The organism is Candidatus Endoriftia persephonae (assembly GCF_023733635.1).
Classification (GTDB): Bacteria; Pseudomonadota; Gammaproteobacteria; order Chromatiales; family Chromatiaceae; genus Endoriftia; species Endoriftia persephonae.
On the sequence record NZ_CP090569.1, the window covers coordinates 3,141,094 to 3,166,439 of the forward strand.

The 25,346-nt window shown below is 60.2% G+C and carries 24 protein-coding genes; 11 read left to right on the forward strand and 13 right to left on the reverse strand.

Features of this window, described 5'->3' with window-relative positions; genetic code table 11:
- Positions 1-2: 2 nt before the first annotated feature.
- The 3 genes from L0Y14_RS14170 to rluD are packed head-to-tail and all read right to left on the reverse strand — an operon-like array spanning position 3 to position 2,214.
- Positions 3-515, reverse strand: a complete 513-nt coding sequence (locus L0Y14_RS14170) for a glycine cleavage system transcriptional repressor (protein WP_005960794.1) — start codon at positions 513-515, stop codon at positions 3-5.
- Positions 515-1,261: a peptidoglycan editing factor PgeF gene (gene pgeF, locus L0Y14_RS14175; protein WP_005960795.1), complete on the reverse strand. Its 747-nt coding sequence runs from the start codon at positions 1,259-1,261 to the stop codon at positions 515-517. Before pgeF ends, L0Y14_RS14170 begins: the two co-directional genes overlap by 1 nt.
- The gene (rluD, locus tag L0Y14_RS14180) at positions 1,258-2,214 is read right to left on the reverse strand and encodes a 23S rRNA pseudouridine(1911/1915/1917) synthase RluD (protein ID WP_006474478.1); all 957 of its coding nucleotides are present in this window, start codon (positions 2,212-2,214) and stop codon (positions 1,258-1,260) included. Before rluD ends, pgeF begins: the two co-directional genes overlap by 4 nt.
- A gap of 97 nt (positions 2,215-2,311) precedes the next feature.
- On the opposite strand from rluD, the gene L0Y14_RS14185 reads away from it, so the two are divergent.
- Entirely contained in the window at positions 2,312-3,127 is an 816-nt protein-coding gene (locus L0Y14_RS14185) for an outer membrane protein assembly factor BamD (RefSeq protein ID WP_005960797.1), read from the forward strand.
- Positions 3,128-3,173: 46 nt separating this feature from the next.
- On the opposite strand, the gene L0Y14_RS14190 is transcribed toward L0Y14_RS14185, so the two are convergent.
- Both L0Y14_RS14190 and L0Y14_RS14195 read right to left on the reverse strand, forming a co-directional pair.
- Complete coding sequence (locus L0Y14_RS14190; RefSeq protein WP_005960798.1) at positions 3,174-3,512, reverse strand: P-II family nitrogen regulator; 339 nt, start codon at positions 3,510-3,512, stop codon at positions 3,174-3,176.
- Positions 3,513-3,606: 94 nt separating this feature from the next.
- On the reverse strand, positions 3,607-5,235 hold the full coding sequence (locus L0Y14_RS14195) for an NAD+ synthase (protein WP_240991623.1): 1,629 nt from the start codon (positions 5,233-5,235) through the stop codon (positions 3,607-3,609).
- A 102-nt stretch (positions 5,236-5,337) separates the two neighbouring features.
- Here L0Y14_RS14195 and L0Y14_RS14200 point away from each other — a divergent pair, with 102 nt between their 5' ends.
- From L0Y14_RS14200 to L0Y14_RS14210, 3 genes are read left to right on the forward strand one after another with little or no spacing between them, the layout of a single operon-like run.
- Positions 5,338-5,571 carry a PP0621 family protein gene (locus L0Y14_RS14200; protein ID WP_005960800.1) on the forward strand — a complete coding sequence of 78 codons (234 nt, stop codon included), beginning with the start codon at positions 5,338-5,340 and terminating at the stop codon, positions 5,569-5,571.
- 21 nt (positions 5,572-5,592) lie between these two features.
- Complete coding sequence (locus tag L0Y14_RS14205) at positions 5,593-7,233, forward strand: sensor histidine kinase (protein ID WP_005960801.1); 1,641 nt, start codon at positions 5,593-5,595, stop codon at positions 7,231-7,233.
- Complete coding sequence (locus L0Y14_RS14210; protein WP_005960802.1) at positions 7,234-8,580, forward strand: sigma-54-dependent transcriptional regulator; 1,347 nt, start codon at positions 7,234-7,236, stop codon at positions 8,578-8,580.
- Positions 8,581-8,607: 27 nt separating this feature from the next.
- Here the strand turns inward: L0Y14_RS14210 and L0Y14_RS14215 are convergent, their stop codons facing one another.
- The gene (locus tag L0Y14_RS14215) at positions 8,608-10,773 is read right to left on the reverse strand and encodes a sulfatase-like hydrolase/transferase (RefSeq protein ID WP_139042075.1); all 2,166 of its coding nucleotides are present in this window, start codon (positions 10,771-10,773) and stop codon (positions 8,608-8,610) included.
- Positions 10,774-11,249: 476 nt separating this feature from the next.
- Here L0Y14_RS14215 and L0Y14_RS16730 point away from each other — a divergent pair, with 476 nt between their 5' ends.
- The 6 genes from L0Y14_RS16730 (at position 11,250) to coaE (ending at position 17,009) form a co-directional block, all read left to right on the forward strand.
- Positions 11,250-11,723 (forward strand): prepilin-type N-terminal cleavage/methylation domain-containing protein, encoded by a 474-nt coding sequence (locus tag L0Y14_RS16730; RefSeq protein ID WP_006474483.1) that lies wholly within the window; start codon positions 11,250-11,252, stop codon positions 11,721-11,723.
- A 161-nt stretch (positions 11,724-11,884) separates the two neighbouring features.
- The gene (locus tag L0Y14_RS16410) at positions 11,885-12,322 is read left to right on the forward strand and encodes a type IV pilin protein (protein WP_006474484.1); all 438 of its coding nucleotides are present in this window, start codon (positions 11,885-11,887) and stop codon (positions 12,320-12,322) included.
- A gap of 202 nt (positions 12,323-12,524) precedes the next feature.
- The gene (gene pilB / locus L0Y14_RS14230; protein ID WP_005960806.1) at positions 12,525-14,237 is read left to right on the forward strand and encodes a type IV-A pilus assembly ATPase PilB; all 1,713 of its coding nucleotides are present in this window, start codon (positions 12,525-12,527) and stop codon (positions 14,235-14,237) included.
- 3 nt (positions 14,238-14,240) lie between these two features.
- On the forward strand, positions 14,241-15,479 hold the full coding sequence (locus L0Y14_RS14235; protein WP_005960807.1) for a type II secretion system F family protein: 1,239 nt from the start codon (positions 14,241-14,243) through the stop codon (positions 15,477-15,479).
- Positions 15,480-15,549: 70 nt separating this feature from the next.
- A complete protein-coding gene (locus tag L0Y14_RS14240) occupies positions 15,550-16,416 on the forward strand; it encodes a prepilin peptidase (protein WP_006474485.1) in 867 nt (288 codons plus the stop codon).
- Positions 16,416-17,009: a dephospho-CoA kinase gene (coaE, locus tag L0Y14_RS14245; RefSeq protein WP_240991626.1), complete on the forward strand. Its 594-nt coding sequence runs from the start codon at positions 16,416-16,418 to the stop codon at positions 17,007-17,009. Before L0Y14_RS14240 ends, coaE begins: the two co-directional genes overlap by 1 nt.
- Positions 17,010-17,044: 35 nt before the next feature.
- On the opposite strand, the gene L0Y14_RS14250 is transcribed toward coaE, so the two are convergent.
- Positions 17,045-17,704, reverse strand: a complete 660-nt coding sequence (locus tag L0Y14_RS14250) for an outer membrane beta-barrel protein (protein ID WP_005960810.1) — start codon at positions 17,702-17,704, stop codon at positions 17,045-17,047.
- A 99-nt stretch (positions 17,705-17,803) separates the two neighbouring features.
- Entirely contained in the window at positions 17,804-20,392 is a 2,589-nt protein-coding gene (gene clpB, locus L0Y14_RS14255) for an ATP-dependent chaperone ClpB (RefSeq protein WP_006474487.1), read from the reverse strand.
- Here clpB and L0Y14_RS14260 point away from each other — a divergent pair.
- The gene (locus tag L0Y14_RS14260; RefSeq protein ID WP_010082966.1) at positions 20,391-20,537 is read left to right on the forward strand and encodes a hypothetical protein; all 147 of its coding nucleotides are present in this window, start codon (positions 20,391-20,393) and stop codon (positions 20,535-20,537) included. The genes clpB and L0Y14_RS14260 overlap by 2 nt on opposite strands.
- On the opposite strand, the gene L0Y14_RS14265 is transcribed toward L0Y14_RS14260, so the two are convergent.
- The 5 genes from L0Y14_RS14265 to ilvD form a co-directional block, all read right to left on the reverse strand.
- On the reverse strand, positions 20,538-21,230 hold the full coding sequence (locus L0Y14_RS14265) for a Crp/Fnr family transcriptional regulator (protein WP_005960813.1): 693 nt from the start codon (positions 21,228-21,230) through the stop codon (positions 20,538-20,540). It abuts the gene before it with no gap.
- A 27-nt stretch (positions 21,231-21,257) separates the two neighbouring features.
- The gene (locus tag L0Y14_RS14270) at positions 21,258-22,574 is read right to left on the reverse strand and encodes a hypothetical protein (RefSeq protein ID WP_005960814.1); all 1,317 of its coding nucleotides are present in this window, start codon (positions 22,572-22,574) and stop codon (positions 21,258-21,260) included.
- A gap of 1 nt (position 22,575) precedes the next feature.
- The gene (locus L0Y14_RS14275; RefSeq protein ID WP_005960815.1) at positions 22,576-22,839 is read right to left on the reverse strand and encodes a DUF2249 domain-containing protein; all 264 of its coding nucleotides are present in this window, start codon (positions 22,837-22,839) and stop codon (positions 22,576-22,578) included.
- A 13-nt stretch (positions 22,840-22,852) separates the two neighbouring features.
- Positions 22,853-23,290, reverse strand: coding sequence for a hemerythrin domain-containing protein (locus L0Y14_RS14280; RefSeq protein ID WP_005960816.1), 438 nt, complete (start codon positions 23,288-23,290; stop codon positions 22,853-22,855).
- A gap of 159 nt (positions 23,291-23,449) precedes the next feature.
- The gene (gene ilvD / locus L0Y14_RS14285) at positions 23,450-25,300 is read right to left on the reverse strand and encodes a dihydroxy-acid dehydratase (protein ID WP_006474488.1); all 1,851 of its coding nucleotides are present in this window, start codon (positions 25,298-25,300) and stop codon (positions 23,450-23,452) included.
- Positions 25,301-25,346: the final 46 nt, after the last annotated feature.

Below are 25,346 nucleotides of genomic sequence, written 5' to 3' on the forward strand. Positions count from 1 at the left end.
GATCAGCCAATCAGGGTCTCAATGGGGGAGATATTGACCTCGATCGCCTCATCGCCCAGCCTGGCCAGCGCCGCCTGCAGCTGCTCCAGGGTGGTCTCAGCAAAGCCCTGGATGGTCATGATATAGACCGGGTCGGCCTCGCTACCGGCCACATCCGACTCCAGCTCGAGGATGTTGAATCCCGCATCCGCCAGCGCGCCGGTCACCTGAGCCACGATACCGGCCCGGTCGGCCCCCACCACCCGCACCTGGTAGTTGGGCACCCGATGCTGGTGCAGCCCGCCGTGGATCGGGTCGAGGTGAAAGCGCAGCCCCAGCGCCTCTGCCACCGGCGCGATCAGGCCCTGCACCGATTGCTGATCACCGCGCACCATCAGCATCACACTGAAGTTGCCGCCCAGACGCAGCATCGAGGCCTCGCCCAGCGAGCAGCCGCCCTTGAACAAGGCATCGGTGACCTGCGCCACGATACCCGCCCGGTCCTCACCGACCAGGGTCAACATCTGCCATTGCATCAGGATAGCTCTCCCTGTTGGAGCCAGATCAACGAAGCCATGCGCCCGGTGACGCCGTCCCGCCGATAGGAGTAGAAACGTTTTGGGTCGGACACTGTACAGTAATCACCGCCCCCCACAAAGCCCACGCCAAACGCCGCCAAACGCTGCCGTGCCAGCCGATAGATATCGGCCAGCCACTTGCCTTGCTCTGCGGGGCGGAAGGCGATGGCTGCCTCATCGGCATGGGCGACGAAGGCCTCCCGCACCTCCGCCCCCACCTCGAAACGCTCCGGACCGATGGCGGGACCGAGCCAGGCCAGCAGTTCCGAACCCGGCCGCCCCATGCGCCGCAGCGCCGCCTCGATCACCCCGCTGGCCAGACCCCGCCAGCCTGCATGCACCGCACAAATCCGCTCGCCCTGCTGATCGCAAAGCAACAGCGGCAGGCAGTCGGCGGTGAGCACTGCACAGACTCGATCAGGTCGATCAGCGAAGGCGGCGTCGGCCTCACAGCCGCGACGGGCATCCTCCAGATCGGCCACCGCGCAACCATGCACCTGGGTCAGCCAGAGCGGCTCTGCCGGCAAGCTCAACGCCACGGCCAGCCGTTGCTGGTTGGTAGCGACCGCCAGCGGATCATCCCCCACATGGTCGCCCAGATTAAGGCTCGCGTAGGGGGACAAGCTGACCCCGCCGGCCCGACAGGTGATCGCAGCGCGCACATTCGCCGGCGCCGGCCAGTCGGGGCGGATCAGCTCAATCATTCAGCGGCATCCGCCCGCAGCAGCCCCAACAGCTGCTCCATATCCTCCGGCAGCGGCGCCTCCCAGCTCATCTGCTCGCCGCTCTCGGGGTGGACCAGCTCCAGACGCCGGGCATGTAGCGCCTGGCGCTTAAACGCCCGCAAGCCCTCCGCCAAGGCATCACTGATGCCGGTCGGCAATCGCAACCGCCCACCGTAGACCGGGTCGCCCACCAGCGGAAAGCGGATCTGCGCCATATGCACGCGGATCTGGTGGGTGCGACCGGTCTCCAGCTGGATCCGCAGGTCGGTGTGAAAACGGTAGCGCTCGATTACCCGGTAGTGAGTCACTGCCGGTTTGCCGTTCGCCACCACCGCCATCCGGGTACGGTGTACCGGGTGACGGCCGATCGGCGCATCCACCTTGCCACCGGCGGCCATCACCCCCTGGGCAAAGGCGCGGTACTCCCGCTTCATGCTGCGCGCCTGCAGCTGCGCCACCAGCGCGGTCTGCGCCTGCAGGGTCTTGGCCACCACCAGCAGGCCGCTGGTCTCCTTGTCGAGGCGGTGCACAATGCCGCCCCGCGGCACCTGGCTGATCGCGGGAAAGTAGTGCAGCAATGCGTTGAGCAGGGTGCCGTCCGGGTTGCCCACCGCCGGATGCACCACCAGCCCAGCCGGTTTGTTGACCACCAGCAGGCTCTCATCCTCGAACAGGATGTCGAGCGGGATCGGCTGAGGCCGTGAGGTGACCTCCTGCTCCAGTTGCGGCACCAGCTCCAGTCGCTCCCCCCCCCGCACCTTCTGTTTCGGCTTGCCCGGCCGGCCATCGAGCAGCAACCGACCATCCTTGATCCAGCGCTGCAAGCGACTGCGGGAGAACTGAGCGAATTGTTCCGCCACCACCTGGTCAAGACGGCGTCCCGCTTGCTCGAGGCCAACCTCACTGATCAATGTTTCTATCTCTTCACTCATCTCGATTCTTTTCCGCCCCATCCGCCCTTATGCGCGCGCCAGGGCTTTCCGTTATAATGCCGCCTTTTACTGACTCACAAGAACTTGCCTGCCGGCCATGCATTTGTTTCGCTTTCTTATTCTCGCACTGCTACTGTCGCTGATCTCCGCCTGCTCGCTGCTGCCGGAGCAGATCGACAAGACCAAGGGGTGGAGCGCCAGCAAATTCTATTCTGAAGCCAAGTCGGCGATGATGGACGGCGACTATGACGGCGCCATCGAATACTATGAAGGGCTGGAGGCACGCTACCCTTTCGGCCGCTACGCCACCCAGGCACAGCTCGACATCATCTATGCCCACTACAAAAACAGCGAGCCCGATTCGGCCATCGCCGCCGCCGAACGCTTCATCCGGCTGCACCCGCAAAATCCCTATGTGGACTATGCCTACTACCTGAAGGGGCTGGCCAACTTTAACCGCAACCATAGCATCACCACCCGCTTCATCCCCACCGACTCCTCGCAGCGTGACGCCGGCGCCGCGCTCACCTCGTTCAGCGACTTCGCCGAGCTGGTACGCCGTTTCCCGGAGAGTAAATATGCCTCCGACGCACGTCAGCGCATGATCTACCTGCGCAACAACCTGGCCAAATACCAGATCCACGTAGCCCGTTACTACATGCGCCGCGGCGCCTATCTGGCCGCAGCCAACCGCGCCAACCGGGTGGTCGCCAACTTTCAGCGCACCTCAGTGGTGGATGAAGCACTACAGATCATGGTGGACGCCTACACCCGACTGGGTCTGAAAAATCTGGCAGCGGATGCCGAGCGGGTGCTGGCGCTGAACCGGCAGAACGGTCTGTTCGCCGAAGAGCAGGATGAGGAGAGCCTGAGCGAGCGAATCTGGGAGTCGCTCGGGCTAGACAAGGAGTAGCCCCTAGCAGCCCAAGGCAGGGCCGGCACCAAGCCGGCCGGAAGACTCAGATCGCCGCTTCATCCTGTTCGCCGGTACGGATGCGGATCACCTTTTCCACCGGCGAGACAAAGATCTTGCCGTCACCGATCTTGCCGGTGCGTGCCGCGTTGGTGATCGCCTCGATACAGGACTGCACCGCCGCCTCAGCCACCACCACCTCGATCTTCACCTTGGGCAGAAAATCGACAACATACTCGGCACCACGGTAGAGCTCGGTGTGCCCCTTCTGCCGCCCAAACCCCTTCACCTCGGTCACGGTCAGACCGGTAATTCCCTCCGCGGAGAGCGCCTCGCGCACATCTTCCAGCTTGAACGGTTTAATGATGGCCTCGACTTTTTTCATTGTTTCTTACTCCATTCCCGCCAGACATGGCGTTTTGCTGATCGTCTGACCGGATCGTGCAGCGAACCGGCACCTAATCTCATCGGAGGCAAGTTTACCGCTCCGACTCCAGCGGCGTCCAATAGCCGCGGGTCAGCGGGTAGCGCCGGTCACGACCATAGGCACGGCGAGTGATCTTGATTCCCGGCGGAGCCTGGCGGCGCTTGTATTCGTTGCGGTCCACCATCCCCACCACCCGCTCCACCAACGCCGCCTCGAATCCGGCGGCGATGATCTGTGTCGGACTCTGGTCCTGTTCCACATAGCGCTCCAGGACCGGATCAAGCACCGCATAATCGGGCAGCGAATCGCTGTCCTTCTGGCCTGGCGCCAGCTCCGCCGACGGCGGGCGCTCGATCACCCGCTGCGGGATCACTGGCGAGAGGCGGTTGCGATATTCACAAAGCCGGTAGACCAGCAGTTTCGGCACATCCTTGATCGGCGCAAAGCCGCCGGCCATGTCGCCATAGAGGGTGGCATAACCCACCGACATCTCGCTCTTGTTGCCGGTGGTGAGCAGGATGCGCCCCTTCTTGTTGCTGATCGCCATCAGGATGACACCACGGCAGCGCGCCTGGATATTCTCCTCGGTGACATCCGCTGGCCGCCCGGCAAACTCCGGCTCCAGCATGCCGAGAAAGGCTTTGAAAGCGGGCTCAATGGGGATCGTGCGGTGCTCCACGCCGAGGATTCTCGCCTGCTCTGCCGCATCCTCATTACTCATATCGGCGGTGTAGCGCGACGGCATCATCACCACCTCCACCTGGTTCGCACCCAGCGCATCCACCGCCACCGCCAGGGTCAGCGCCGAGTCGATACCGCCGGAGAGGCCAAGGATGGCGCCATTGAAACCATTCTTGCAGACATAGTCGCGCACCCCCAGCACCAGTGCGCCATACACCGCCTCCTCTTCGCTCAGTCTTGCCGCGACCTCGCCAGGCAGCGGTCGCAGCCGATCACCCGTTTCGAATTCGACCAGTGCGATGCTCTCCTCGTAGAACGCCAGCCGCCGCACCAGCGCGCCCTGGCCATCCGCCACGCAGGAACCGCCATCGAACACCAGCTCGTCCTGCCCGCCCACCAGGTTGGCATAAACTACCGGCACGCCGTGCTGGCGAGCTCGCTCCTGCACCAGTTGCTCCCGCTCCGGCGCCTTGCCGGTGTGAAACGGCGAGGCGTTGAGATTGAGGATTAGCTCGGCACCCGTCGCCACCGCCTGGGCCATCGGCTGCGGCTCCCAGATATCCTCACACACGCTCAGCCCGACCTGCACCCCGTTGAGGGGGAACAGCACCGCCTCGCTGCCGGGGCTGAAGTAGCGTTTCTCATCGAACACCGAGTAGTTAGGCAGCATCTGTTTGCGGTATTCGGCAATCAGTTCGCCATCGCGGACCACCCCGGCCAGATTGTAGAGCTGCCCGTCGCGCCGCAGCGGATAACCAAAGATCAGATGCACCCCATGCGCCTCGTCGAGGATGCGCTGTAGCGCCTGCTCCACCCGGGCGATGAAGTCAGAACGCAGCAGCAGGTCTTCCGGCGGATAACCGGTCAGGGTCAGTTCAGGAAAGATCACCGCATCGGCCCGTCCCCGAGCAGCACGCGCGGTGCTGAGCAGCTTTTCGGTGTTGCCTTCGATATCCCCAACGAGAAAGTTGAGCTGGGCAATCTGGATACGCAGTGTCACACGGACCTCGTTCGGCTCAGAGCCGGCAAAAGGTGGTATTATTCCAATAATCGCTTCCGCCGACAAAATCGTTTTGCAAACCCCGTCCTGTGAGTATCGTCGATGGGCCTCCGCTATCTGTTAATCGGCGCAGCTATCTGGGTTGCGCTGCTGATCATCCGCCACCTTTGGTCCAGACACCAAACCCAGCCCCATCCCCCCAGGCAGGTGAAGTCACTGGAGGGGGTGCAGTGCGCTCACTGCGGGCTGCATCTGCCCCGTGAGGAGGCGCTGCAGGCGGACAACCACTTCTTCTGCAGCCAAGAGCACCACGATGCCTATCGCCCTGAAGACTGACTCGGTGAGCGGCATCTAATCATGCGCAGCTGGCTCGACTCCCTGCGTGACACTTTGCAGGTGGAGAGCAGCAAGCGCGCGCTGAAATCGCTGCGCAGCTGGAAGAACCTGCGGCTGTTCCTGATCTACCGCATCACCCTCTCGCTGGCGCTGCTGTTCTTTTTTTTCAGTAAGACCGGCCCCGACTTTCTTGGCCAGCACTCGGCCAGCCTGTTCGCCTTCAGCGCCACCCTCTATATGGGGCTGGTGATGGTCGGTACGGTGTTCTGGTATTGGCGCTCACCCAAGGCGGACCAGCAGGCGGCGGTGATGGTCTTCATCGACATCCTGGCAATCACTCTGCTAATGCACGCCAGCGGCGGCATCCAGAGCGGGTTGGGAATACTGATCGCGATCTCCATCACCATCGGCAGCGTGATGATGGGCGGGCGTGCCTCGCTATTGTTTGCCGCCCTCGCCTCGCTGATGGTAATCACCGACCAGATCTACGCCTCGCTAACCCACATCTACCCGACCCGGTTCATCCAGGCCGGTTTTCTCGGCAGCCTCTACTTCACCATGGCGCTGATCGCCCACGTCTTCTCGCGGCGGATCGGCGAGAGTGAAAAGCTGGCGGAGCAGCGAGCGCGCCAACTGGAGAATATGGCGCGCCTCAACGACCATGTCATCCAGCATATCCAGACCGGCGTACTGGTGGTGGATCAACACCTGCGCATCCTGTTGATCAACGCCCCTGCCCGACGCCTGTTGGGTACCCCGGATGCGGCCATCGGCAGCCCGCTGAAACGCGCCTCGAAAGAACTGACGCACATGCTGATCCGCTGGAAACAGGATCACAACCGGGAATGCCCGCCATTTCGCATCAACGCCCACGGGCCGGAACTGAAGCCCCGCTTCAACGCCCTGGAGGCGGGCGCCGACGGCCGGGTGCTGGTGTTTCTCGAGGACCACTCGCGGCTGATCGTCCAGGCCCAGCAGATGAAACTCGCCTCACTGGGGCGCCTCACCGCCAGCATCGCCCATGAGATCCGCAACCCGCTGGGGGCGCTGAGCCACGCCAGCCAGCTGTTTGACGAATCCCCCAACCTGAACCCGGCCGACCGGCGCCTGATCGAGATCATTCAATCCAACTCTCAGCGGGTCAATCAGGTGATCGAGAATGTGCTGCAACTCTCCCGCCGCGATCCAGGCAAACCCCGCGCCATCCCTCTCACCGCCTGGCTGCGCGACTTTATCAGCGAGCAGGAGCAGGATCACGAGCTGCCGCCGGGGGTCTTTTCGCTGCAGGTGGAGCCGGAGAGCATCAATATCATCGCCGACCCGGGACAGCTGCGGCAGATCGTCACCAATCTTTGCAACAATGCCCGCGAACACGCCAGTAGGGAACAACCGTTACGGATCCGCATCATCGGCGGCAAGGTGACTGAGTTCGACGATCCGGTGGTCGATATCATCGATAATGGCCCCGGTATCCCGCGGGAGGTGGCACGGCAGATCTTCGAACCCTTCTACACTACCCACAACAAAGGTACCGGCCTGGGCCTTTATATTGCCAAGGAACTGAGCGAGGCGAATCGTATCGAACTAGAGTATATTCCCGGGCCCACCGGCGGCAGCTGCTTCCGGCTGCATTTCTACAACTGGAACCACGAGGTAAGTTAGATGACGCAGCCGTTGGCGCTGGTCGTGGATGACGAACCCGACATCTGCGAACTACTGGAGATCACCCTGATGCGTATGGGCATAGAGACCCGTGCCGCACTCAACCTCGCCCAGGCCCATCAACATCTCGCCGGCGAGCACTTCGATCTCTGCCTCACCGACATGCGCCTGCCCGACGGCAACGGCATCGAGCTGGTGCGCCACATCAGCCAACACCACCCGGCCCTGCCGGTGGCGATGATCACCGCCCACGGCAACATGGAGTCGGCGATCGAGGCGCTGAAGGCCGGGGCCTTCGACTTCGTCTCCAAGCCGGTGGATCTGGCGATCCTGCGCAAACTGGTAGAGAAGGCGCTCAAGCTCTCACCCGAGCGCCAAACAGCCGCGCCGACAGCCTCTGATGCAGATGCCGGCAGGCAACTGCTCGGCAACTCCCGCGCGATGCAGCGGATCCGCGAGCTGGTACAGAAACTCGCCCGCAGCCAGGCGCCGGTCTACATCAGCGGCGAATCGGGCACCGGCAAGGAACTGGTGGCGCGCATGATCCACGACCAAGGTCCCCGCGCCGACCAAGAGTTTGTCGCGGTCAACTGCGGCGCCATCCCTCAAGAACTGATGGAGAGCGAACTGTTTGGTTATATGAAGGGGAGCTTCACCGGCGCCAGCAGCGACCGGCAGGGACTGTTCCAGGCCGCCGACGGCGGCACCCTGTTTCTCGACGAGGTGGCCGATCTACCGCTGCAGATGCAGGTCAAACTGCTGCGGGCGATCCAAGAGAAGCGAGTGCGCCCGGTGGGCGGCCACCGGGAGGTCTCGGTGGATGTGCGCATCATCAGCGCCACCCATAAAAATCTCAGCGAGATGGTGGAGAACGGCAGCTTTCGCCAAGACCTCTTCTACCGCATCAACGTGATTGAGCTGCCGCTTCCGCCGCTGCGAGAGCGTCCGGAGGATATCCCGCTACTGATCGACAGCATTTTTACCCGCCTCTGCAGCAACTCGGAGCTGCCGTCGCCCTGTCTCAGCCCGGATGCGCTGCAAGCGTTGCAGCGCCACCCTTTCCCCGGCAACGTACGTGAACTGGAGAACATTCTGGAACGGGCGATCACCCTCTGCGAGGGTGACCAGCTGAGCGCTCGCGACCTACAGCTTCCCGAGGTCAACACAGAGCCCACCAGGCGAACCAGCAAACCCCTTGGCGACATGCTGGGGGATATTGAACGTCAGGCGATCATCAAAGCCCTGGAGGAGACCCGCTGGAACCGCACCGCTGCAGCCAGGAAACTCGGCATGAGCCTAAGATCGCTGCGTTATCGGCTCTCCAAGCTTGGGCTGGACAGGGACTAAGACCAGTCGTACACAAGGAGAAATCCGCTATTCAGGCTGGCGTTCCAACTTGGCCAGACGTTCCGGTAAGCCTGCGAAGTCAAACTTCGCCTCATCGCCATAGAAATCCACCAGGGCTTTCTGCAGACGCCGCAGCGGGGCCTTCCGGGCAAACTCTGAGTCCAAGGCTGTGGTCCACTCCCGGGTTTTCTCATTGAGCAGACCGACCAGTTGCGAGTCGTCCTCTCCCTTGCCTTTCACTGCAAACATCAGCCAATCCCCGATCAGCACACCGCGCTGTTTGCTCTCAATGATGTGGTGATGCGATTTTTTGCTGACTTCAAGGCGTCCATTATCACGATTCACGGCATAGTGGCGCAGCCCCTGCGCCATAACGACCTCCATGTCAGGCTTGATCGAAATGATAGCTGGCACAGAGAAACCTGATTCAAGATAGAAAGAACGCTCTATAGGTTCTCTTGAAGGAGTCTCCAAAGAAGCAACCAGCGAGCGCCCGTCAAATTCAACTTGCCCCCGCTTAATCCCGACCAGTGAATAGAGAGTGGGCGCGATATCGATCAGCGAAGCCCGTTGTGAGCGTCTCCCAGGGGGAAATTGGTGTTGCCCGAAACCTTTTATCCCCAAAACCACTGCATGCTGTTCACGCCTCAAGATATTGGTTCCGTGCCCCCAGTCTTCCCGCTCAACCATCATCCGTAACGGATCAAAACCCTGCCTAGTTGATGCCCCGCCAGCGCCAACCTCGGTATAGGCCTGCAGCGTCTCACCATGCGATTCGCCATGATCAGACAACAACACCACAATCGCATTCTCCAACACACCCTGTTCCCGCAGGGCGTTCATCAGATCATTGAATTGCGCATCAACCTCGGCCACCGCGCTCCGGTAGAAGAACATCCGGTTCGAAAGCGTATCACCTGTTTGGCTGGCATCAAGTGAAGTCTGCGACCAGTAGTAGGGCCAATGAGGCAGGCAGAAATGGGTGACCAGAAACAGCGGCTTGTGCCGATCGCGCTGAGTGATCACGTACTTCAGCCGGTCAAGGAAAGATTTTGGCTGATAGGTCTCACTGACTCCTCGATTCAGATAATTGTAGGGAAAAAGCAGCCGGCCCAACCAGGTATCGAGCAGACGGTTGGTCAACGGCGTATCGTTGATGCTGGCAAGCACAAAATCCCCTACGCCAATCTTCGGCCCCACCTCCTGCTCAAAACCATAGCTGGCATCGAAGTTGGCAAAGCGCCTCTCATCCATCGCGATGATAGTTTGATAATCGATCTTCTTGAGTGTCCAGGCCAGATTTTCATCCATCTCAACTCGGGTCGGGTCGATCAGGTTATATCTTGCCCCGGTACTCTTCGGATAACGCCCGGACAAAATGCTGCTCCAGGCTGGGAAAGTCCGGGCCAATGGCGTAATCGTTTCAGGAAAAACAGCAGCGAAGTTTAGAAAATCATCAATTGCCGGGGTCGATCCCTCTCCAGCCGTGAAATATCCGACATGATCCAGACGCAGGGAATCGACGCCAATCACAATGATATTGGGACGATTGGATGCACCAGCCTCAGACAGGGGCACCGCGGGAAAAAACAGGGGGATTGCCAGCAACAGTGCCAACCCCACTGCCACCGCACCGATTCGAGTCGGGCGTTTCCGCACTGCTGGCAACCAACCACGCAACTGCAACAGGGCAGCATAAACCACCAACCCCAGAATCAGTGTACCGGCCAGAAGCGAGACAGATTCGGCATAGCCTGTCCCGGTCAATCCTCTCACGATGAAGGTATAACGCGAACGGGGAAACTCCAGGCCGTTTGACAACAGCAGCCAGAACACACTGAGCAGCCAGAACGATAGCCCGGCAAGCAAGTAGACTTGACCATTCAAATGGTGCTTGCGGGCAATCAGCGTTGTTACCCACCAGACCACGCCCCCCACCAACAGGTAGAGTCCGATCAATGCTGTAGCAAACAGCAGCAGGTCACCCCCCAGACCTCCCGCCAGCAGTTCCTCAACCGACAGCGAGTGGAAGACCTTGGAGTCGGCACGGCGAACAAAAAAACCCACCGTCCTTATCAAAAACAGGGAAAGCATCCAGAAAAGCGTCAGCGATGTCAGCAACACAAGGAGCCGCCGCGCACTTTTCCGGTCCGGCCCCATCATCTCATTGACTTGCGAAACCCCTGCCTTCAACGCTCTACCCTGCCTGTTTGTGTGACCATTCAACACCTAATTCTGGCTGGGAAGCCAACCAGCAGCCAGGATTTAGGTTCCACTTTTATGATCCCAATCGGTCTGTCACCACACTAGCGAGATCCATGCCGACCGCGATCTCCACAGTTATCGTCACGCGAGACCGCTCTCTGCAGTTTTTCTTGCTGGCATTCACTGAGAACCCTCAGCCACAGGTGACAAAAAATGTCACTTAGTGACACTTGAGGCCCTCACTTTAATTCCTTGTATGCGTTCCGGTGTAATCCGCCCTGATCTTAGAGCTGAACGCAGTGCATAACCAATTGAAATATTTGAATTACATCAGAACATAAGCGCCATTCCATCCTCGTGGCACAGAAACTGCGTAGACATCACCAGTGACGGCCACCGGCCAAACGCTCCGGGTTTTGGGCAGCCCTTCACCGCCCAACAGGTATTTTGAGGAGAATGCAGCAATGAAAAACCAATCTGGTTTCACACTTATCGAACTGATGATCGTAGTTGCGATCATCGCCATCCTGGCCGCTATCGCCATCCCGGCCTATAACGGCTACATTACTGAAGCGAACGTCACACGAGTGAATACCGCCTATGAAGAGGGCATCAACTTTGTTCGCTCCGAGATGTCCCGACGCCAATCTGTGGTCGCCCGTGGCGGTACTTTTCCTACCGACACAACAGCTGAGTGGATCACCGCACTCAACAACAGCGGCGGCACCGCTCCCAGTGGCGACGCAGCGTTTGCCCAGGCAGCCAATGGGGCAGGCGATGTCATCGTCGTCGGCGGCAATGGCACGGACGCAAGTGACCTAACGTTGACTCGCCCCGCCTACGACCCGGCAGGTGACGGCACCGGCGTAGCGCAAGAGATTGCAACCATCACCGTCAACGGCGCCATTAGTTACAATCCGGTGCGTACAGGCAGTTAACCCCTGCCATCGGATCGGCTAAAATTGGGATTGGGGAAGCTGGCATAAACGGCCAGCTTCCCCGTTTTTGCGAGAGTGATCCGGTGATATTACTCTCAGACCAACAATGGCTGAGCTGTTTCCAACGCCTTCCCAGGTACCTTTAAATAGCGGTGAACGACATGAAAACCAAGGTATGCCACTCCAACGGCTTTTCCCTTATCGAACTGATGATCACCATCGCCATCATCACCATCATCTCAGCCATCGCCATTCCCGCCTACAACGGCTACATCGAAGAGGCCCGCTTCAGCGCCGCGCGCATGAACGCCGAACCTCTACGCCTGGCTCTGGAAGACTACTTCCTGGAGAACAACACCTACATCGCTGGCAGTTGGGAAGCGGATGGCAACCCAATAGACCTGCAGACAGGTAACCTCGCCTGGCACCCCGATGGTGACGGCAACAATTACAACTACTCGGTGGCCGCGCTCAACGCCGACATCGCAACCGGCTACATCCTGACCGTCACCGACATCAACTACGCTGAAGCCAGCATCCAATGCACCCGGAACCAGACCGCAGGCACCTTTAGGTGTGCAACAAACACCGGCAGCTGACTTCCACCCATTCGACGCTAAAAAGCGTGATGGCGCACACCCTGGGCAAATTGATATCACCCCCGGCAGGGGCTATATTGGGGCAATAAGATCAGTTGGTTGCGGCGGTTATTGAACACCATTTCCAAACTCAGCCCGCCTCATGGGTTGAACTGGCCCGACCGCCCCCAACCTCTCCACCAGCGCGGAAGATATCGACAGGATGGCCAGCACCAAACCCAAAGCAAACCTCAGCGGCCTGGCCCGTTGTATTATCCAGGACAACCTGATTTCCGAGGAAAATGCCTCCGCCGCATTTGAGGATGCCCTCTCTCAGAGCATCCCATTTGCCACTTACCTGGTCGAAAACCAGTTGCTTACAAGCCTTGAGATCGCGGTCTCCGCCTCTCGTGGTTTTGGCGTGCCGATCTTCGATCTTGATGTGGTCGACACCGACCTGATGCCGCGGGATTTGGTGGATGAGAAACTGATCCGCAACCACCACGCCCTGCCGCTGTTCAAACGCGGCAACCGCCTCTTCCTCGCCGTCTCCGACCCAACCAACCACCAGGGACTCGACGAGATCCGCTTCAACACCGGCCTCGCCTCCGAGGCGATCCTGGTGGAAGAAAACAAGCTCAGCAAGCTGATCAGCCTGATTCTGGATGCCCAAGACACCAGCATGGACGACCTGCTGGATACTGACCTGGACAACCTGGATATCTCCGGGGGTGAGGACTCAAAACCGGCGGATGGCGAACTGGATGTGGACGAAGCGCCGGTGGTGCGCTACGTCAACAAGATACTGCTGGATGCAATCAACGCCGGCGCCTCGGATATCCATCTGGAGCCCTACGAACGCAAATACCGCATCCGCTACCGCATTGATGGCCTGCTACACGAGGTCGCCTCGCCCCCCGCCAACCTGGCCAACCGCCTCACCAGCCGCCTCAAGGTGATGTCGCGCATGAATATCGCGGAGCGTCGCGTGCCGCAGGACGGCCGCATCAAGATGAAGATCTCCAAGAGCCGCTCCATCGACTTCCGCGTCAACACCTGCCCCACCCTGCATGGTGAAAAGGTGGTGCTGCGTATCCTCGACCCCACCAGCGCGCAGATCGGCATCGAGTCACTCGGTTTCGAACCAGAGCAGCAGAAGGCGTTTCTCGAGGCGATCGCGAAGCCCTACGGCATGGTCCTGGTCACCGGCCCCACCGGCAGCGGCAAGACGGTCAGCCTCTACACCGGCCTCAATCTACTGAACAAACCCGAGGTCAATATCTCCACCGTCGAGGATCCGGTCGAAATCCAGGTCCCGGGCATCAACCAGGTCAACATGAACCCGAAAACCGGGCTCACCTTCGCCACGGCGCTGCGCGCCTTCCTGCGACAGGACCCGGATATCATCATGGTCGGCGAGATACGTGACCTGGAGACTGCGGAGATCGCGGTCAAGGCGGCCCAGACCGGCCACCTGGTACTCTCCACCCTGCACACCAACGACGCCCCCCAGACCCTGACCCGCCTCGCCAACATGGGCATTCCGCCCTTCAACATTGCCTCCTCGGTGCTGTTAATCATGGCACAACGACTGGCGCGACGGCTCTGCGACCACTGCAAGGCCGCCGAAGAGTTACCCCGCGAGGCGCTGCTGGAAGAGGGCTTCAACAATGCTGAGATCGACGAAGGCATTACCGTCTACAAGCCAGTCGGCTGCGACATGTGCACCAACGGCTATAAAGGTCGCATAGGCATATTCCAGGTGATGCCTGTCTCCGAGGCAATGGGCAAGCTGATCATGGCAGGCTGCACCTCGCTGCAAGTGCAGGAGCAGGCCCAGTTGGAGGGGATCGACAACCTGCGCGCCTCCGGCCTGCGCAAAGTCAAGGCAGGCCTCACCAGCCTCAACGAGATCAACCGGGTAACCAAGGACTAAACCATGGCGCCTCCCGCTAAAAAAGCACAGCCAAAAGCCAGTCTTTACGCCTGGGAAGGCACTGATCGCAAGGGCTCACGCATCACCGGCGAGACCCGCGCCACCAATGTTGCCCTGGTACGGGCTGAACTACGGCGTCAGGGCATCAATCCGCTGAAGGTCAGAAAAAAGACGACCTCATTTCTGACAAGTCGCAAGAGGAAGATCAAAAGCGCCGACATCGCTGTCTTCAGTCGTCAGCTCGCCACCATGATGAGCGCCGGCGTGCCGATGGTGCAGGCGTTCGAGATCGTCGGACGTGGCCACGAAAACCCCTCGATGCAGGATCTGATCCTCAGCGTCAAGTCCGATGTGGAGGGCGGCACCGCACTGGCTGATGCGCTCAAGAAACACCCACTCCATTTTGATGACCTGTTCTGCAACTTGGTAAAAGCCGGCGAGCATGCCGGTGTGCTGGAGACCCTGCTACACAAGATTGCGCTCTACAAGGAGAAGACCGAGTCAATCAAGGGCAAAATCAAGAAGGCGCTGTTCTACCCCGCCGCGGTGGTCCTGGTCGCTATCATCGTCACCGCGATCATCATGATCTTCGTCATCCCCCAGTTCGAGCAACTGTTCCGGGGCTTTGGCGCCGACCTGCCTGTGTTTACCCGCGTCGTCATCAACATCGCCCATGTGGTGCAGAATTGGTGGTGGGCGATGCTTGGCGGCGCCATCCTGTCAGGTTACATATTGATCGGCACATGGAAGCGCTCGCGAAAATTCCGCCATACGGTCGACCGGATCCTGCTTAAGATTCCAATCATCGGCCCCATCATGAACAAAGCGGCAATCGCACGCTTCGCCCGCACCCTCTCCACCATGTCATCCGCCGGCGTTCCCCTGGTCGAAGCGCTGGAGTCGGTCTCTGGCGCCACCGGCAATGTAGTCTACAGCGAAGCGGTACTGCGCATGCGTGAAGATGTCGCCACTGGCCAGTCCCTACAGCTGGCCATGCGCCAACGCCACATATTCCCCAACATGGTGATCCAGATGGTCTCGATCGGCGAGGAGTCAGGCTCTCTCGACGACATGCTATCCAAGGTCGCCGACTTCTTCGAGGAGCAGGTAGACAACGCAGTGGATGCGCTCAGCAGCCTGCTCGAACCGCTCATCATGGTGATCCTCGGTACCTTGATCGGCGGTCTGGTGGTCGCCATGTATCTGCCGATTTTCAAGATGGGTTCCGCGGTGCTCGGCTGATTCTGCCCCATCCACGTGCTTTGTTCTCATACCACGCAAGGTGGTGCCGCAAAGGCACCCTGACATCACCATGCTCAGCTTCCTACAACAAAACCTGGCCATCTACCTGATCTTCAGCGGCCTGCTCGGTCTGACCATCGGCAGCTTTCTCAATGTTGTCATCCTGCGCCTACCACGGATGATGGAGCGGCAGTGGCAACGCGACTGCCTGGAACTGCTAAAGCAGCCAGCCACCACCGATGAGGAGCGACTCGACCTCGCCTACCCACCCTCCCGCTGCCCCCAGTGTGGTCACCAGATCCGCGCCTGGGAGAACATCCCGGTCATCAGCTGGCTGCTACTCAGAGGACGCTGCTCCGACTGCACCACCCCCATCAGCACCCGCTATCCGCTGGTTGAAGCAGCCACCGCCCTACTTACCCTGATCGTCGCTTACCATTTCGATCCCGGTTGGCAGGTGCTGGCAGCGATGGGCTTCACTTGGGCCCTGATCGCCCTGACGATGATCGACTTCGACACCCAGTTGTTACCTGACAACATCACCCTGCCACTGCTCTGGTCAGGGCTGCTGCTCAACCTGGACGGATTATTCAGCGACTTGGAGTCGGCGGTGATAGGCGCAGCCGCCGGTTACCTCACCCTGTGGAGCGTCTATCAGATATTCAAGCGAATCACCGGAAAAGAGGGCATGGGCTACGGCGATTTCAAACTGCTCGCCGCCATCGGTGCCTGGCTCGGCTGGCAATACCTGCCGCTAACGATCATGGCCTCCGCCCTGGTCGGCGCCCTGCTCGGGATCTCGCTGATCCTGCTGCGTGGTCGCGAGCGCAACCTGCCGATCCCGTTTGGCCCTTATCTGGCCGCCGCAGGCTGGATCGCCATGCTCTGGGGTGACTCGATCAACCATGCCTATCTGCAGTGGTCGGGGCTTGGCTGATGCTGGTGGTCCTCACCGGCGGCATCGGCAGCGGCAAGTCCACCGTCTCCCGATACTTCGAAGAGTTGGGTGTGCCGGTGATCGATACAGACCTCATCGCCCGCGAACAGGTCGCTCCAGGCATGCCGGCTCTGCAAGAGATCATCAACCAGTTCGGCAAGCAGGTGCTTGACGCCGATGGCCGGCTCAACCGTGCCAGGTTGCGACGGATTGTATTTGATGCGCAGGAAAAGCGGCACCAACTGGAGCAGATCCTCCACCCGCGAATTCGGGCCGAGGTGGCGCGACGCCTGCAAAGGCTGGACACCCCTTATGCCGTCGTTGTCGTCCCGCTGCTGCTGGAGAGCGGACATAATTACAGCGCCGACCGAATCCTGGTGGTGGATCTGCCTGAGGCGCTACAGATCAAGCGGATCCGGCAGCGCGATGCGCTTTCAGAAATCCAGATCCGCCAGATTCTTGCTGCCCAGACGGATCGCGCAAGCCGTAGAGCCATAGCCGATGATCTGATCGAAAACAGCGGCGATCTCGCCGCGCTGAAAGCCGCCACTGAGCAGCTACATGAAAAATATCTGCGGCTGTCTGCTCGATAAGCCCGAGATCGCTAGGCTCTCCCCCCACATCCAGTTCAGAGCGAAAAATTCATACCGACTGTCACAGTGATGATGTCGAAGCCGATATCCCCATAGGTGATACCCAGCTTGTCCGTGATACTGCCGATAGCGAATCGCTGATATCTCAGGGCCCAATAGGTTTCATCCGGTCTCTCGATACGTAGACCCAGCGAAACCGCGCCCGCAGCGCTTGTGCCATCGGCATTTTCAACATCTGCCACACCCAACCCCAGACCAACATATGGGAACAGATCCATCCCGATCGGGAGTTCGTAATAGAGGTTTGCCAGAACGACATGAATATCGTTATCAAAATTGAGACCGACGCTTTTCAGCTCTGCGCTCGATACCACATAGCTCCCCGACGCAAGCTCAGAACCCCCATTGGTCGTGATGCTGGCGCTATCCAGCTCGGCCCCGGCGAAATGCCAGGAGAGGCTGGCCCGCAGCACATTATGCTCTTCGAAATTACGCAGACCAACCTCGAGCCCGAGACCGAGGGTGGAGCCATACTTTAGTGCACCGCTCATGGTTCCTGTCTCTGTGGAGGTGTATGTGCCCGTCTCCACACCCTCCACATCAACAGAGCCCAGAAGGGCCTCCACATATCCTTCCAACGCCTGTGCCGAAAGGGAGAACATGCACAGGAAAAGCAGCAAAATGACTCTGTTCACGGCAGGAACCTCTGAAATCCTTCTTAAGAACCTGCACGCTAGGAGATTCTTTTTCCCGCCACAAGCGACAGAGTCACACCTTCACAAGAAATACCCCTCTTAGTCTGCTCCGCTCCCCTTACTAAAATTCAGCCCATCTTCCGCCAGCTCCACCCGAACTTCATCCCCCGGCATAAACTTGCCAGCCAGGATCTCCTGCGCCAGTGGGTTTTCCAACTGCTGGCGGATCGCACGCTTGAGTGGCCTAGCGCCATAGACCGGATCGAAACCCGCCTCACCCAACCGATCGAGGGCGGCATCGCTGATCTGCAATCCCATCTCATGATCCGCCAGACGGCGACGCAGATAGTCGATCTGGATCGTGGCGATGGCACGGATCTGCTCCCGAGCCAGCGGGTGGAAGACCACGATCTCATCCAGCCGGTTGATGAATTCAGGACGGAAGGCAGAACGCACCACCTCCATCACCGCCTCTTTCATCACACCGTACTGTTCCTCAGTCGACTTCTCCTGGATCAGTTCTGACCCCAGGTTAGAGGTCATCACAATCACCGTGTTGCGAAAATCGACCGTGCGTCCCTGGCCGTCGGTGAGACGTCCGTCATCGAGCACCTGCAGCAACACGTTGAAGACATCCGGGTGGGCCTTCTCCACTTCATCCATCAGGATCACCGAGTAGGGTCGACGGCGCACTGCCTCGGTGAGATAGCCGCCCTCCTCATAGCCGACATAGCCGGGGGGTGCGCCGATCAGCCGTGCCACCGAGTGCTTCTCCATGAACTCCGACATGTCGATGCGGATCATTGCCTCCTCGGTGTCGAACAGGAACTCCGCCAGCGCTTTACACAGCTCGGTCTTGCCAACACCGGTGGGGCCGAGGAAGAGGAACGAGCCATTCGGCTGGCTGGGATCGGCAAGCCCGGCACGGGAGCGGCGGATGGCATCGCTCACAGCCTTGATACCCTCCTGCTGGCCGATCACCCGCCGACCGATCTCCTGTTCCATTCGCAACAGCTTGTCGCGCTCGCCTTCGAGCATCTTGGAGACCGGGATGCCGGTCCACTTCGAGACCACCCCGGCGATCTCCTCATCGGTAACCTTGTTGCGCAGCAGCTTCATCTGCTGCATCTCCGCCTGGGCCGCCATATCGAGCTGTTTCTCCAACTCCGGGATACGACCGTACTGCAGCTCCGACATGCGTGCCAGATCGCCAGCGCGGCGCGCCGTATCCATCTCCAGCCGGGCCCGCTCCAGCGACTCCTTGATGTGGGTGGTGCCCTGCAGCGCCGCCTTCTCCGACTTCCAAATCTCCTCCAGGTCGGAGAACTCCCGCTCCAGACGCTCGATCTCGCTCTCCAGATGGGCCAAGCGCTTCTTCGAGGCCTCATCGGTCTCCTTATTCATCGCCTCGCGCTCGATCTTGAGCTGAATCAGACGCCGCTCTAGCCGGTCCATCTCTTCAGGCATGGAGTCGATCTCCATGCGGATCTGCGAGGCCGCCTCGTCCACCAGGTCGATCGCCTTGTCGGGCAACTGACGGTCAGTGATATAGCGGTGGGAGAGGGTCGCTGCGGCGACAATGGCCGGATCGGTGATATCCACTCCGTGGTGCACCTCGTAGCGCTCCTTGAGGCCACGCAGGATGGCGATAGTGTCCTCCACGCTCGGCTCCTCCACCAACACCTTCTGGAAGCGGCGCTCCAGGGCCGCATCCTTCTCCACATACTGGCGATACTCGTCCAGGGTAGTGGCGCCAACGCAGTGCAGCTCGCCGCGCGCTAACGCCGGCTTGAGCATATTGCCGGCATCCATCGCGCCCTCGGCCTTGCCGGCACCGACCATGGTGTGCAGCTCGTCGATGAACAGGATGATCTGCCCCTCCTGCTTGGCCAGATCGTTGAGCACGCCCTTCAGGCGCTCCTCGAACTCACCGCGGAATTTGGCGCCGGCAATCAGCGCTCCCATGTCGAGAGAGAGCAGCCGTTTGCTCTTCAGCCCCTCCGGCACCTCACCATTGATAATGCGCTGAGCCAACCCCTCGACGATGGCGGTCTTACCGACGCCGGGTTCGCCAATCAAAACCGGGTTGTTCTTGGTGCGCCGCTGCAGCACCTGAATGGTACGGCGGATCTCATCATCGCGGCCAATCACCGGGTCGAGCTTGCCCTGCTCGGCGCGCTCGGTGAGGTCGATGGTATACTTCTCCAGCGCCTGTCGCTGATCCTCTGCATTGGGGTCGTCCACCGACTGACCGCCGCGCACCTTATCGATCACCTGCTCAACCGCCCGCTTGTTCGCCCCTGCTTTACGCAGTATCTCGCCCAGCTCACCCTTATCATCGACAGCAGCGAGCACAAACAGCTCGCTGGAGATGTACTGATCTTTGCGCTGTTGGGCGAGTTTGTCGGTCTGATTGAGCAAGCGCCCGAGGTCGTTGGAGATGTGCAGATCCCCCGCCGCCCCCTCGACGCTCGGCAGACGCTCAGTGGCTGCGCTCAGATCTGAGCGCAGCAGATTGATGTTGACGTCCGCCTGGGCCAGCAGATGGCGTACCGTGCCACCCTCCTGGTCGAGCAGTGCGCTCATCAGGTGCAGCGGCTCAATGAATTGGTGATCGCGTCCCACGGCCAGGCTCTGGGCATCCGCCAGGGCCATCTGAAACTTGCTCGTCAAACGATCCATTCGCATGGCTAACTACTCCGTAAACTCTGTTGATGTCCACAAAGTTGGGGAGTATTGGGCGTTTTTCAAGGGCGATGACGCCAACCTTGCAAGCGAGCGCACCGCGCGCCAGCAACGCGCCTACATGGAAAGGAAAAACACCGAGGGATGATCAGGGCGACAGGCTGCCACCGCAGATGCCTGCAGACTCCGCATGGGCATGCAAGCCTTCAGGGTCGAGCACGGTGATACTCCCCCCCTTCACCTTGATCAGATTCTGTTCAGAGAAGTTGTGCAGGATACGTGAGAAGGTTTCTGGCTTGACCGACAACCGCGACGCCAGCACCCCTTTGGGTGCCTCCAACTCGATGTTTGCGCCGACCGCATCCCACTTGCCCCAGAGGAAGCCGGCGACCCGACCGGTGGCGCTCTGTAGGGTGAGGTCGTCGATCTCTTTGATCAGCAGCTTGAGCCGCTGACTCATATCAGCCATCAGCCGGAAACAAGTATCCACCGAACCGCGCAGCATGGTCAGAAACTGGGCGTTATCAATCGTCACCAGTTCAGTCGTGCCCATAGCGGTGGCATTCACCGGAAAGCCTGGGCTCTCCAGAAACATCAGCGCCTCAGCAAAGGTGTGGCCGGGAGAGATGATCTCAATGACCTTTTCGTTGCCGTTCATCGCCAACCGGTAGAGTTTAATCTGGCCGGTGGTGACGAGAAAGAAGCGATCCGCCGCATCACCCGCCTGGAACAGCATCTGGCCATCATTCAGTTTGATAGTGCGGCTGAATTCAGTGACCTGCTGGAATTGATCATCGTCTAGCCGCGCAAAGAGATAGGTCTGTCGCAGATTAAATGGCAAGGCTGGCTCCCGGTCTTTCCCATTATTCTAATAGTGTTGATCAACCGCCCCCGCCGGGGCAGCTGCCCGAAGTTCAGTCTGCAGATGGCGAAACTTCAGAACAACGCGCACCAAATTGTAGCAGAGAAGCAGGGAAGATAGCCCCAAAAAAAGACCCGCCGGTAGCGTCAAACTGTCACCAACAGCCAGCACCCCAGCCCATAGCAGCAGTGCCAGCAGATGCAGATACCATTGGCGGCGGGCGAAACGATCCGGCAGTAGCTCTTTCATGCTCGGAATCCGCGGACCGCCGCCAGCCAGCGAGGCGGTCTTCTGGTGTTGCAGATGGAACCAGCTGAGAAACGGCACGATCTTGTAGAGCATGCCGTTGATGATCGAGAGCACGGCGAAGATCAGACAGACGCCCAACCACAGATCAAGATTAAAATCCGAAAGAGCTCTGGTCAGCATCAGCAGCCAGGCCAGCACCACTAGCCCCAGCCCCAGACGCCAGAAATTGAGGGTCACATCGGCCAGTTTGCGGCGACGCTGATGCTGCAGATACAAGGTCACCAGCGCAAACAGCATGAAGCCAGAACCAACCAGCAATGCCAGCCAGGACGCAGCCGAGACCGACCAGTAGTCGAGGGACCAGACCAGCAGCGCAGCAAACAGCAGTGGCGCGAAGAGCCGTTGCAGCCGCACCGGGTACTCTGGGGTCAACTGGAACATCGGCACCACCTGATAACCGACGCCGACGATCAACAACCCCACCCAGGCCGTACCGCCCCAAGCCAGGTGAGTATTGGTGAGCATGATCAGATCAACATAGGGCAGCTTCCACAACTGAGCTGCCGCCAGATAGAGCCCCAGTAGCACCGTCACCAGCAGCCCGAGCACCGCCAGGCGCATCGCAATCACCGTGGTGCTGACTCGAACCACCCGCCACAGGGCGATCCCGACCCCACTGATGAAGAACGTAAACCCGCCTGCCAGCAGACACACCGCCAGCTTCATCCAGAGCGCTCCGGCACCGAGGAAACCGGCCACTAGCGCCAGCGTGCCGAGCGAGGTTGCGAGATGCACAGTGGTGGCCAACGGCACCACCCGCGGCACCGGCGAACCTGCCAACACCGGCAGCATCTGCAACATCGCCCCCATCATCACCTGGCCCAACACCCCCAGGGTAAATAGATGGGTCATCGACAGGGTCAGCGGCGACCAGCGATCCATCAGCACCGCCGCACCCTCCAGCATCAGCAACAGAGAGGCCAGCAGCAAAAACAGCGGTGCGGTAAGAAAAAAGCGAAACGGCACCGAGATCGGTGGCGCCTGCTCCAGCGACAGGGAGGCGGTGGAGGTCAAGCTAGTTACCCGCCAGCCGTTTATTGACGGCCGCCTCGGCAGCCGCATCCTGTTCGCGCCAGATGAGGACCTGATAGACCGAAGGCCCGCCCTTGCGCAGCCGGTAACAAAATCCCCGCTGCGCCAACAACGGGTAGAGCAACAAAGGCTCCTTGCGGTGGATCACCAATAGGTAGTCCCCCTCTTTCAGCTGCTCAACCGACTCCAGGGTGCGATCCAGGGGCTCGCAGGGTTCCAGCATACTGACATCAAGACTGACCTCCATTTCACCCCTCCTGTCACAGCGCCCGCATCTGTTCCAGCAGCTCGCCAGCAGCGGCATTGCCCAGGGCCTGATCCGTCATTGGGTAGAGCATCTGCTCCTCTTTGGCGTTGTGCTGCTGCATCAGCATCAGCAGGGTCTCACACAGACCGAGGAAGCGATCCTGCTGTTGTGCGACCACCGCCCCCTCCATCTCCTCAAACAGCTCACGCATCTGCGCATGCTCGCTGCGCATCACCTGGGTCGGCCCCATCGTCATACCGGTCTGCTGCTCAAAGCGAGGAAAAAGCAGCTCCTCTTCCATGCGGAAGTGGTGCAGTATCGCCTCGCGAAAGGCATCATAATTACTGTGCGCCCGCGACCAGTCGTTATCTGCAGCAGCCGATTCGGCATCCGCAAACAACTCATCACAACGCCGGTGGTCCTCAGTCATGGATTGGGAGATCACACTCATTACCCTGTCTGCTCCTGTCTGGATTCTGTCTGGATTCTGTCTGGATTCTGTCTGGATTCTGTCTAAGCCGACAGTATTAGACAGTCCAGGCATGGCTGCTTTGACAACCATCAAAAATATCGTTCCGGCAGACATCGCCGGAGCAGGAACGAACGGAGATCAACGCTTCAATTGGGAGAGATCCCGCACCGCGCCTCTGGCCGCACTGGTGGTCAACGCCGCATAGGCCTGCAATGCTTGGGAGACCTGCCGTTTGCGCTTCTTCGGCTGCCACGCCTTATCGCCCTTGGCCTCCATCGCCTCACGCCGCGACGCCAGCTTCTTGTCGGAGAGCGCAACGCGGATGATCCGCTGCGGAATGTCGATCTCGATGGTGTCGCCCTCCTTCACCAGGCCGATATTGCCGCCCTCGGCGGCCTCCGGTGAGCAGTGGCCGATGGAGAGCCCAGAGGTACCGCCAGAGAAGCGCCCATCAGTGATCAGCGCGCAGGCCTTGCCCAGCCCCTTCGACTTCAGATAACTGGTGGGATAGAGCATCTCCTGCATGCCAGGGCCGCCCTTCGGCCCCTCGTAACGTATCAGCACCACGTCGCCGGCCTGGATCTGGTCACCGAGGATCGCCTCCACCGCCGCCTCCTGGCTCTCGAAGATGCGCGCCGGCCCGGAGAATTTGAGGATCGACTCGTCGACGCCGGCAGTCTTAACGATGCACCCCTGCTCCGCCAGATTGCCGTAGAGCACCGCCAGCCCGCCATCCTGCGAGTAGGCGTGTTCGATATCACGGATGCAGCCCTCCGCCCGGTCCAGATCCAGAGAGGGCCACTGCGCGGTCTGACTAAACGCCACCTGGGTCGGTACCCCGCCGGGGCCGGCCAGGAAGCGGCGCTTGGCATCCATACCGCCCTGGGTGATATCCCAGCTCTGCAGCGCCTCGCCCAGGGAGGCGCTGTGCACCGTGGGGCAATCGTGGTGGATCAGGCCAGCCCGGTCGAGCTCGCTGAGGATGCCGATCACACCGCCGGCACGATGCACATCCTCCATGTGATACTGTGGGGTCGCCGGGGCCACCTTGCAGAGATTCGGCACCTTGCGCGAGAGCCGGTCAATATCGGCCATAGTGAACGCCACCCCCGCCTCGTGAGCGGCGGCCAGCAGGTGCAACACGGTGTTGGTTGAGCCGCCCATGGCGATATCCAGGCTCATGGCGTTCTCGAACGCATCAGCACTAGCGACGGAGCGCGGCAGTACGCTTTCATCATCCTGCTCGTAGTAGCGCTTGGTGATCTCCACCACCAGGCGGCCCGCCTGCAGGAACAGCGACTTGCGCTCGGCGTGAGTCGCCACCAGCGAGCCATTGCCCGGCAGCGACAGCCCTAGCGCCTCGGTCAGACAGTTCATCGAGTTGGCGGTGAACATGCCGGAACAGGAGCCACAGGTAGGGCAGGCGGAGCGCTCGATGGCAGCCACGTCAGCATCGCTCTGCTCGGGATCAGCCGCAGAGACCATCGCGTCCACCAGATCGAGCTTTAGATCACCCTTGCCCGCCAGCTTCACCTTACCCGCCTCCATTGGGCCACCGGAGACGAACACTGTCGGGATATTGAGGCGCAGCGAGGCCATCAGCATGCCGGGGGTGATCTTGTCACAGTTGGATATGCAGACCATGGCGTCGGCACAGTGGGCGTTGACCATGTACTCCACCGAATCGGCGATGATGTCGCGCGACGGCAGCGAGTAGAGCATGCCGCCATGGCCCATGGCGATGCCGTCATCCACCGCAATGGTATTGAACTCTTTCGCCACACCACCAGCGGCCTCGATCTCGCGGGCCACCAGCTGCCCCATATCCTTGAGATGGACATGGCCGGGTACAAACTGGGTAAAGGAGTTGACCACTGCGATGATCGGCTTCTCAAAGTCGGCATCCTGCATGCCAGTGGCGCGCCACAGCGCGCGGGCGCCCGCCATGTTGCGGCCGTGGGTGGTGGTACGGGATCGGTATTGCGGCATCTCGGCCTCCGGGTCTGCAGTTGGCTCAAAAGCCGATTATGCCTGC

What these genes read in the sequence shown, in the direction of transcription:
- L0Y14_RS14240 (WP_006474485.1), top strand. Translation starts at nt 15,550, where the DNA reads ATGCTCAGCTTCCTACAACAAAACCTGGCCATCTACCTGATCTTCAGC.
- L0Y14_RS14170 (WP_005960794.1), bottom strand. Translation starts at nt 515, where the DNA reads ATGCAATGGCAGATGTTGACCCTGGTCGGTGAGGACCGGGCGGGTATC.
- rluD (WP_006474478.1), bottom strand. Translation starts at nt 2,214, where the DNA reads ATGAGTGAAGAGATAGAAACATTGATCAGTGAGGTTGGCCTCGAGCAA.
- L0Y14_RS14190 (WP_005960798.1), bottom strand. Translation starts at nt 3,512, where the DNA reads ATGAAAAAAGTCGAGGCCATCATTAAACCGTTCAAGCTGGAAGATGTG.
- clpB (WP_006474487.1), bottom strand. Translation starts at nt 20,392, where the DNA reads ATGCGAATGGATCGTTTGACGAGCAAGTTTCAGATGGCCCTGGCGGAT.
- ilvD (WP_006474488.1), bottom strand. Translation starts at nt 25,300, where the DNA reads ATGCCGCAATACCGATCCCGTACCACCACCCACGGCCGCAACATGGCG.
- coaE (WP_240991626.1), top strand. Translation starts at nt 16,416, where the DNA reads ATGCTGGTGGTCCTCACCGGCGGCATCGGCAGCGGCAAGTCCACCGTC.
- L0Y14_RS14260 (WP_010082966.1), top strand. Translation starts at nt 20,391, where the DNA reads ATGGCTAACTACTCCGTAAACTCTGTTGATGTCCACAAAGTTGGGGAG.
- L0Y14_RS16410 (WP_006474484.1), top strand. Translation starts at nt 11,885, where the DNA reads ATGAAAACCAAGGTATGCCACTCCAACGGCTTTTCCCTTATCGAACTG.
- L0Y14_RS14185 (WP_005960797.1), top strand. Translation starts at nt 2,312, where the DNA reads ATGCATTTGTTTCGCTTTCTTATTCTCGCACTGCTACTGTCGCTGATC.
- pgeF (WP_005960795.1), bottom strand. Translation starts at nt 1,261, where the DNA reads ATGATTGAGCTGATCCGCCCCGACTGGCCGGCGCCGGCGAATGTGCGC.
- pilB (WP_005960806.1), top strand. Translation starts at nt 12,525, where the DNA reads ATGGCCAGCACCAAACCCAAAGCAAACCTCAGCGGCCTGGCCCGTTGT.
- L0Y14_RS14205 (WP_005960801.1), top strand. Translation starts at nt 5,593, where the DNA reads ATGCGCAGCTGGCTCGACTCCCTGCGTGACACTTTGCAGGTGGAGAGC.
- L0Y14_RS14235 (WP_005960807.1), top strand. Translation starts at nt 14,241, where the DNA reads ATGGCGCCTCCCGCTAAAAAAGCACAGCCAAAAGCCAGTCTTTACGCC.
- L0Y14_RS14210 (WP_005960802.1), top strand. Translation starts at nt 7,234, where the DNA reads ATGACGCAGCCGTTGGCGCTGGTCGTGGATGACGAACCCGACATCTGC.
- L0Y14_RS14275 (WP_005960815.1), bottom strand. Translation starts at nt 22,839, where the DNA reads ATGGAGGTCAGTCTTGATGTCAGTATGCTGGAACCCTGCGAGCCCCTG.
- L0Y14_RS14280 (WP_005960816.1), bottom strand. Translation starts at nt 23,290, where the DNA reads ATGAGTGTGATCTCCCAATCCATGACTGAGGACCACCGGCGTTGTGAT.
- L0Y14_RS14200 (WP_005960800.1), top strand. Translation starts at nt 5,338, where the DNA reads ATGGGCCTCCGCTATCTGTTAATCGGCGCAGCTATCTGGGTTGCGCTG.
- L0Y14_RS16730 (WP_006474483.1), top strand. Translation starts at nt 11,250, where the DNA reads ATGAAAAACCAATCTGGTTTCACACTTATCGAACTGATGATCGTAGTT.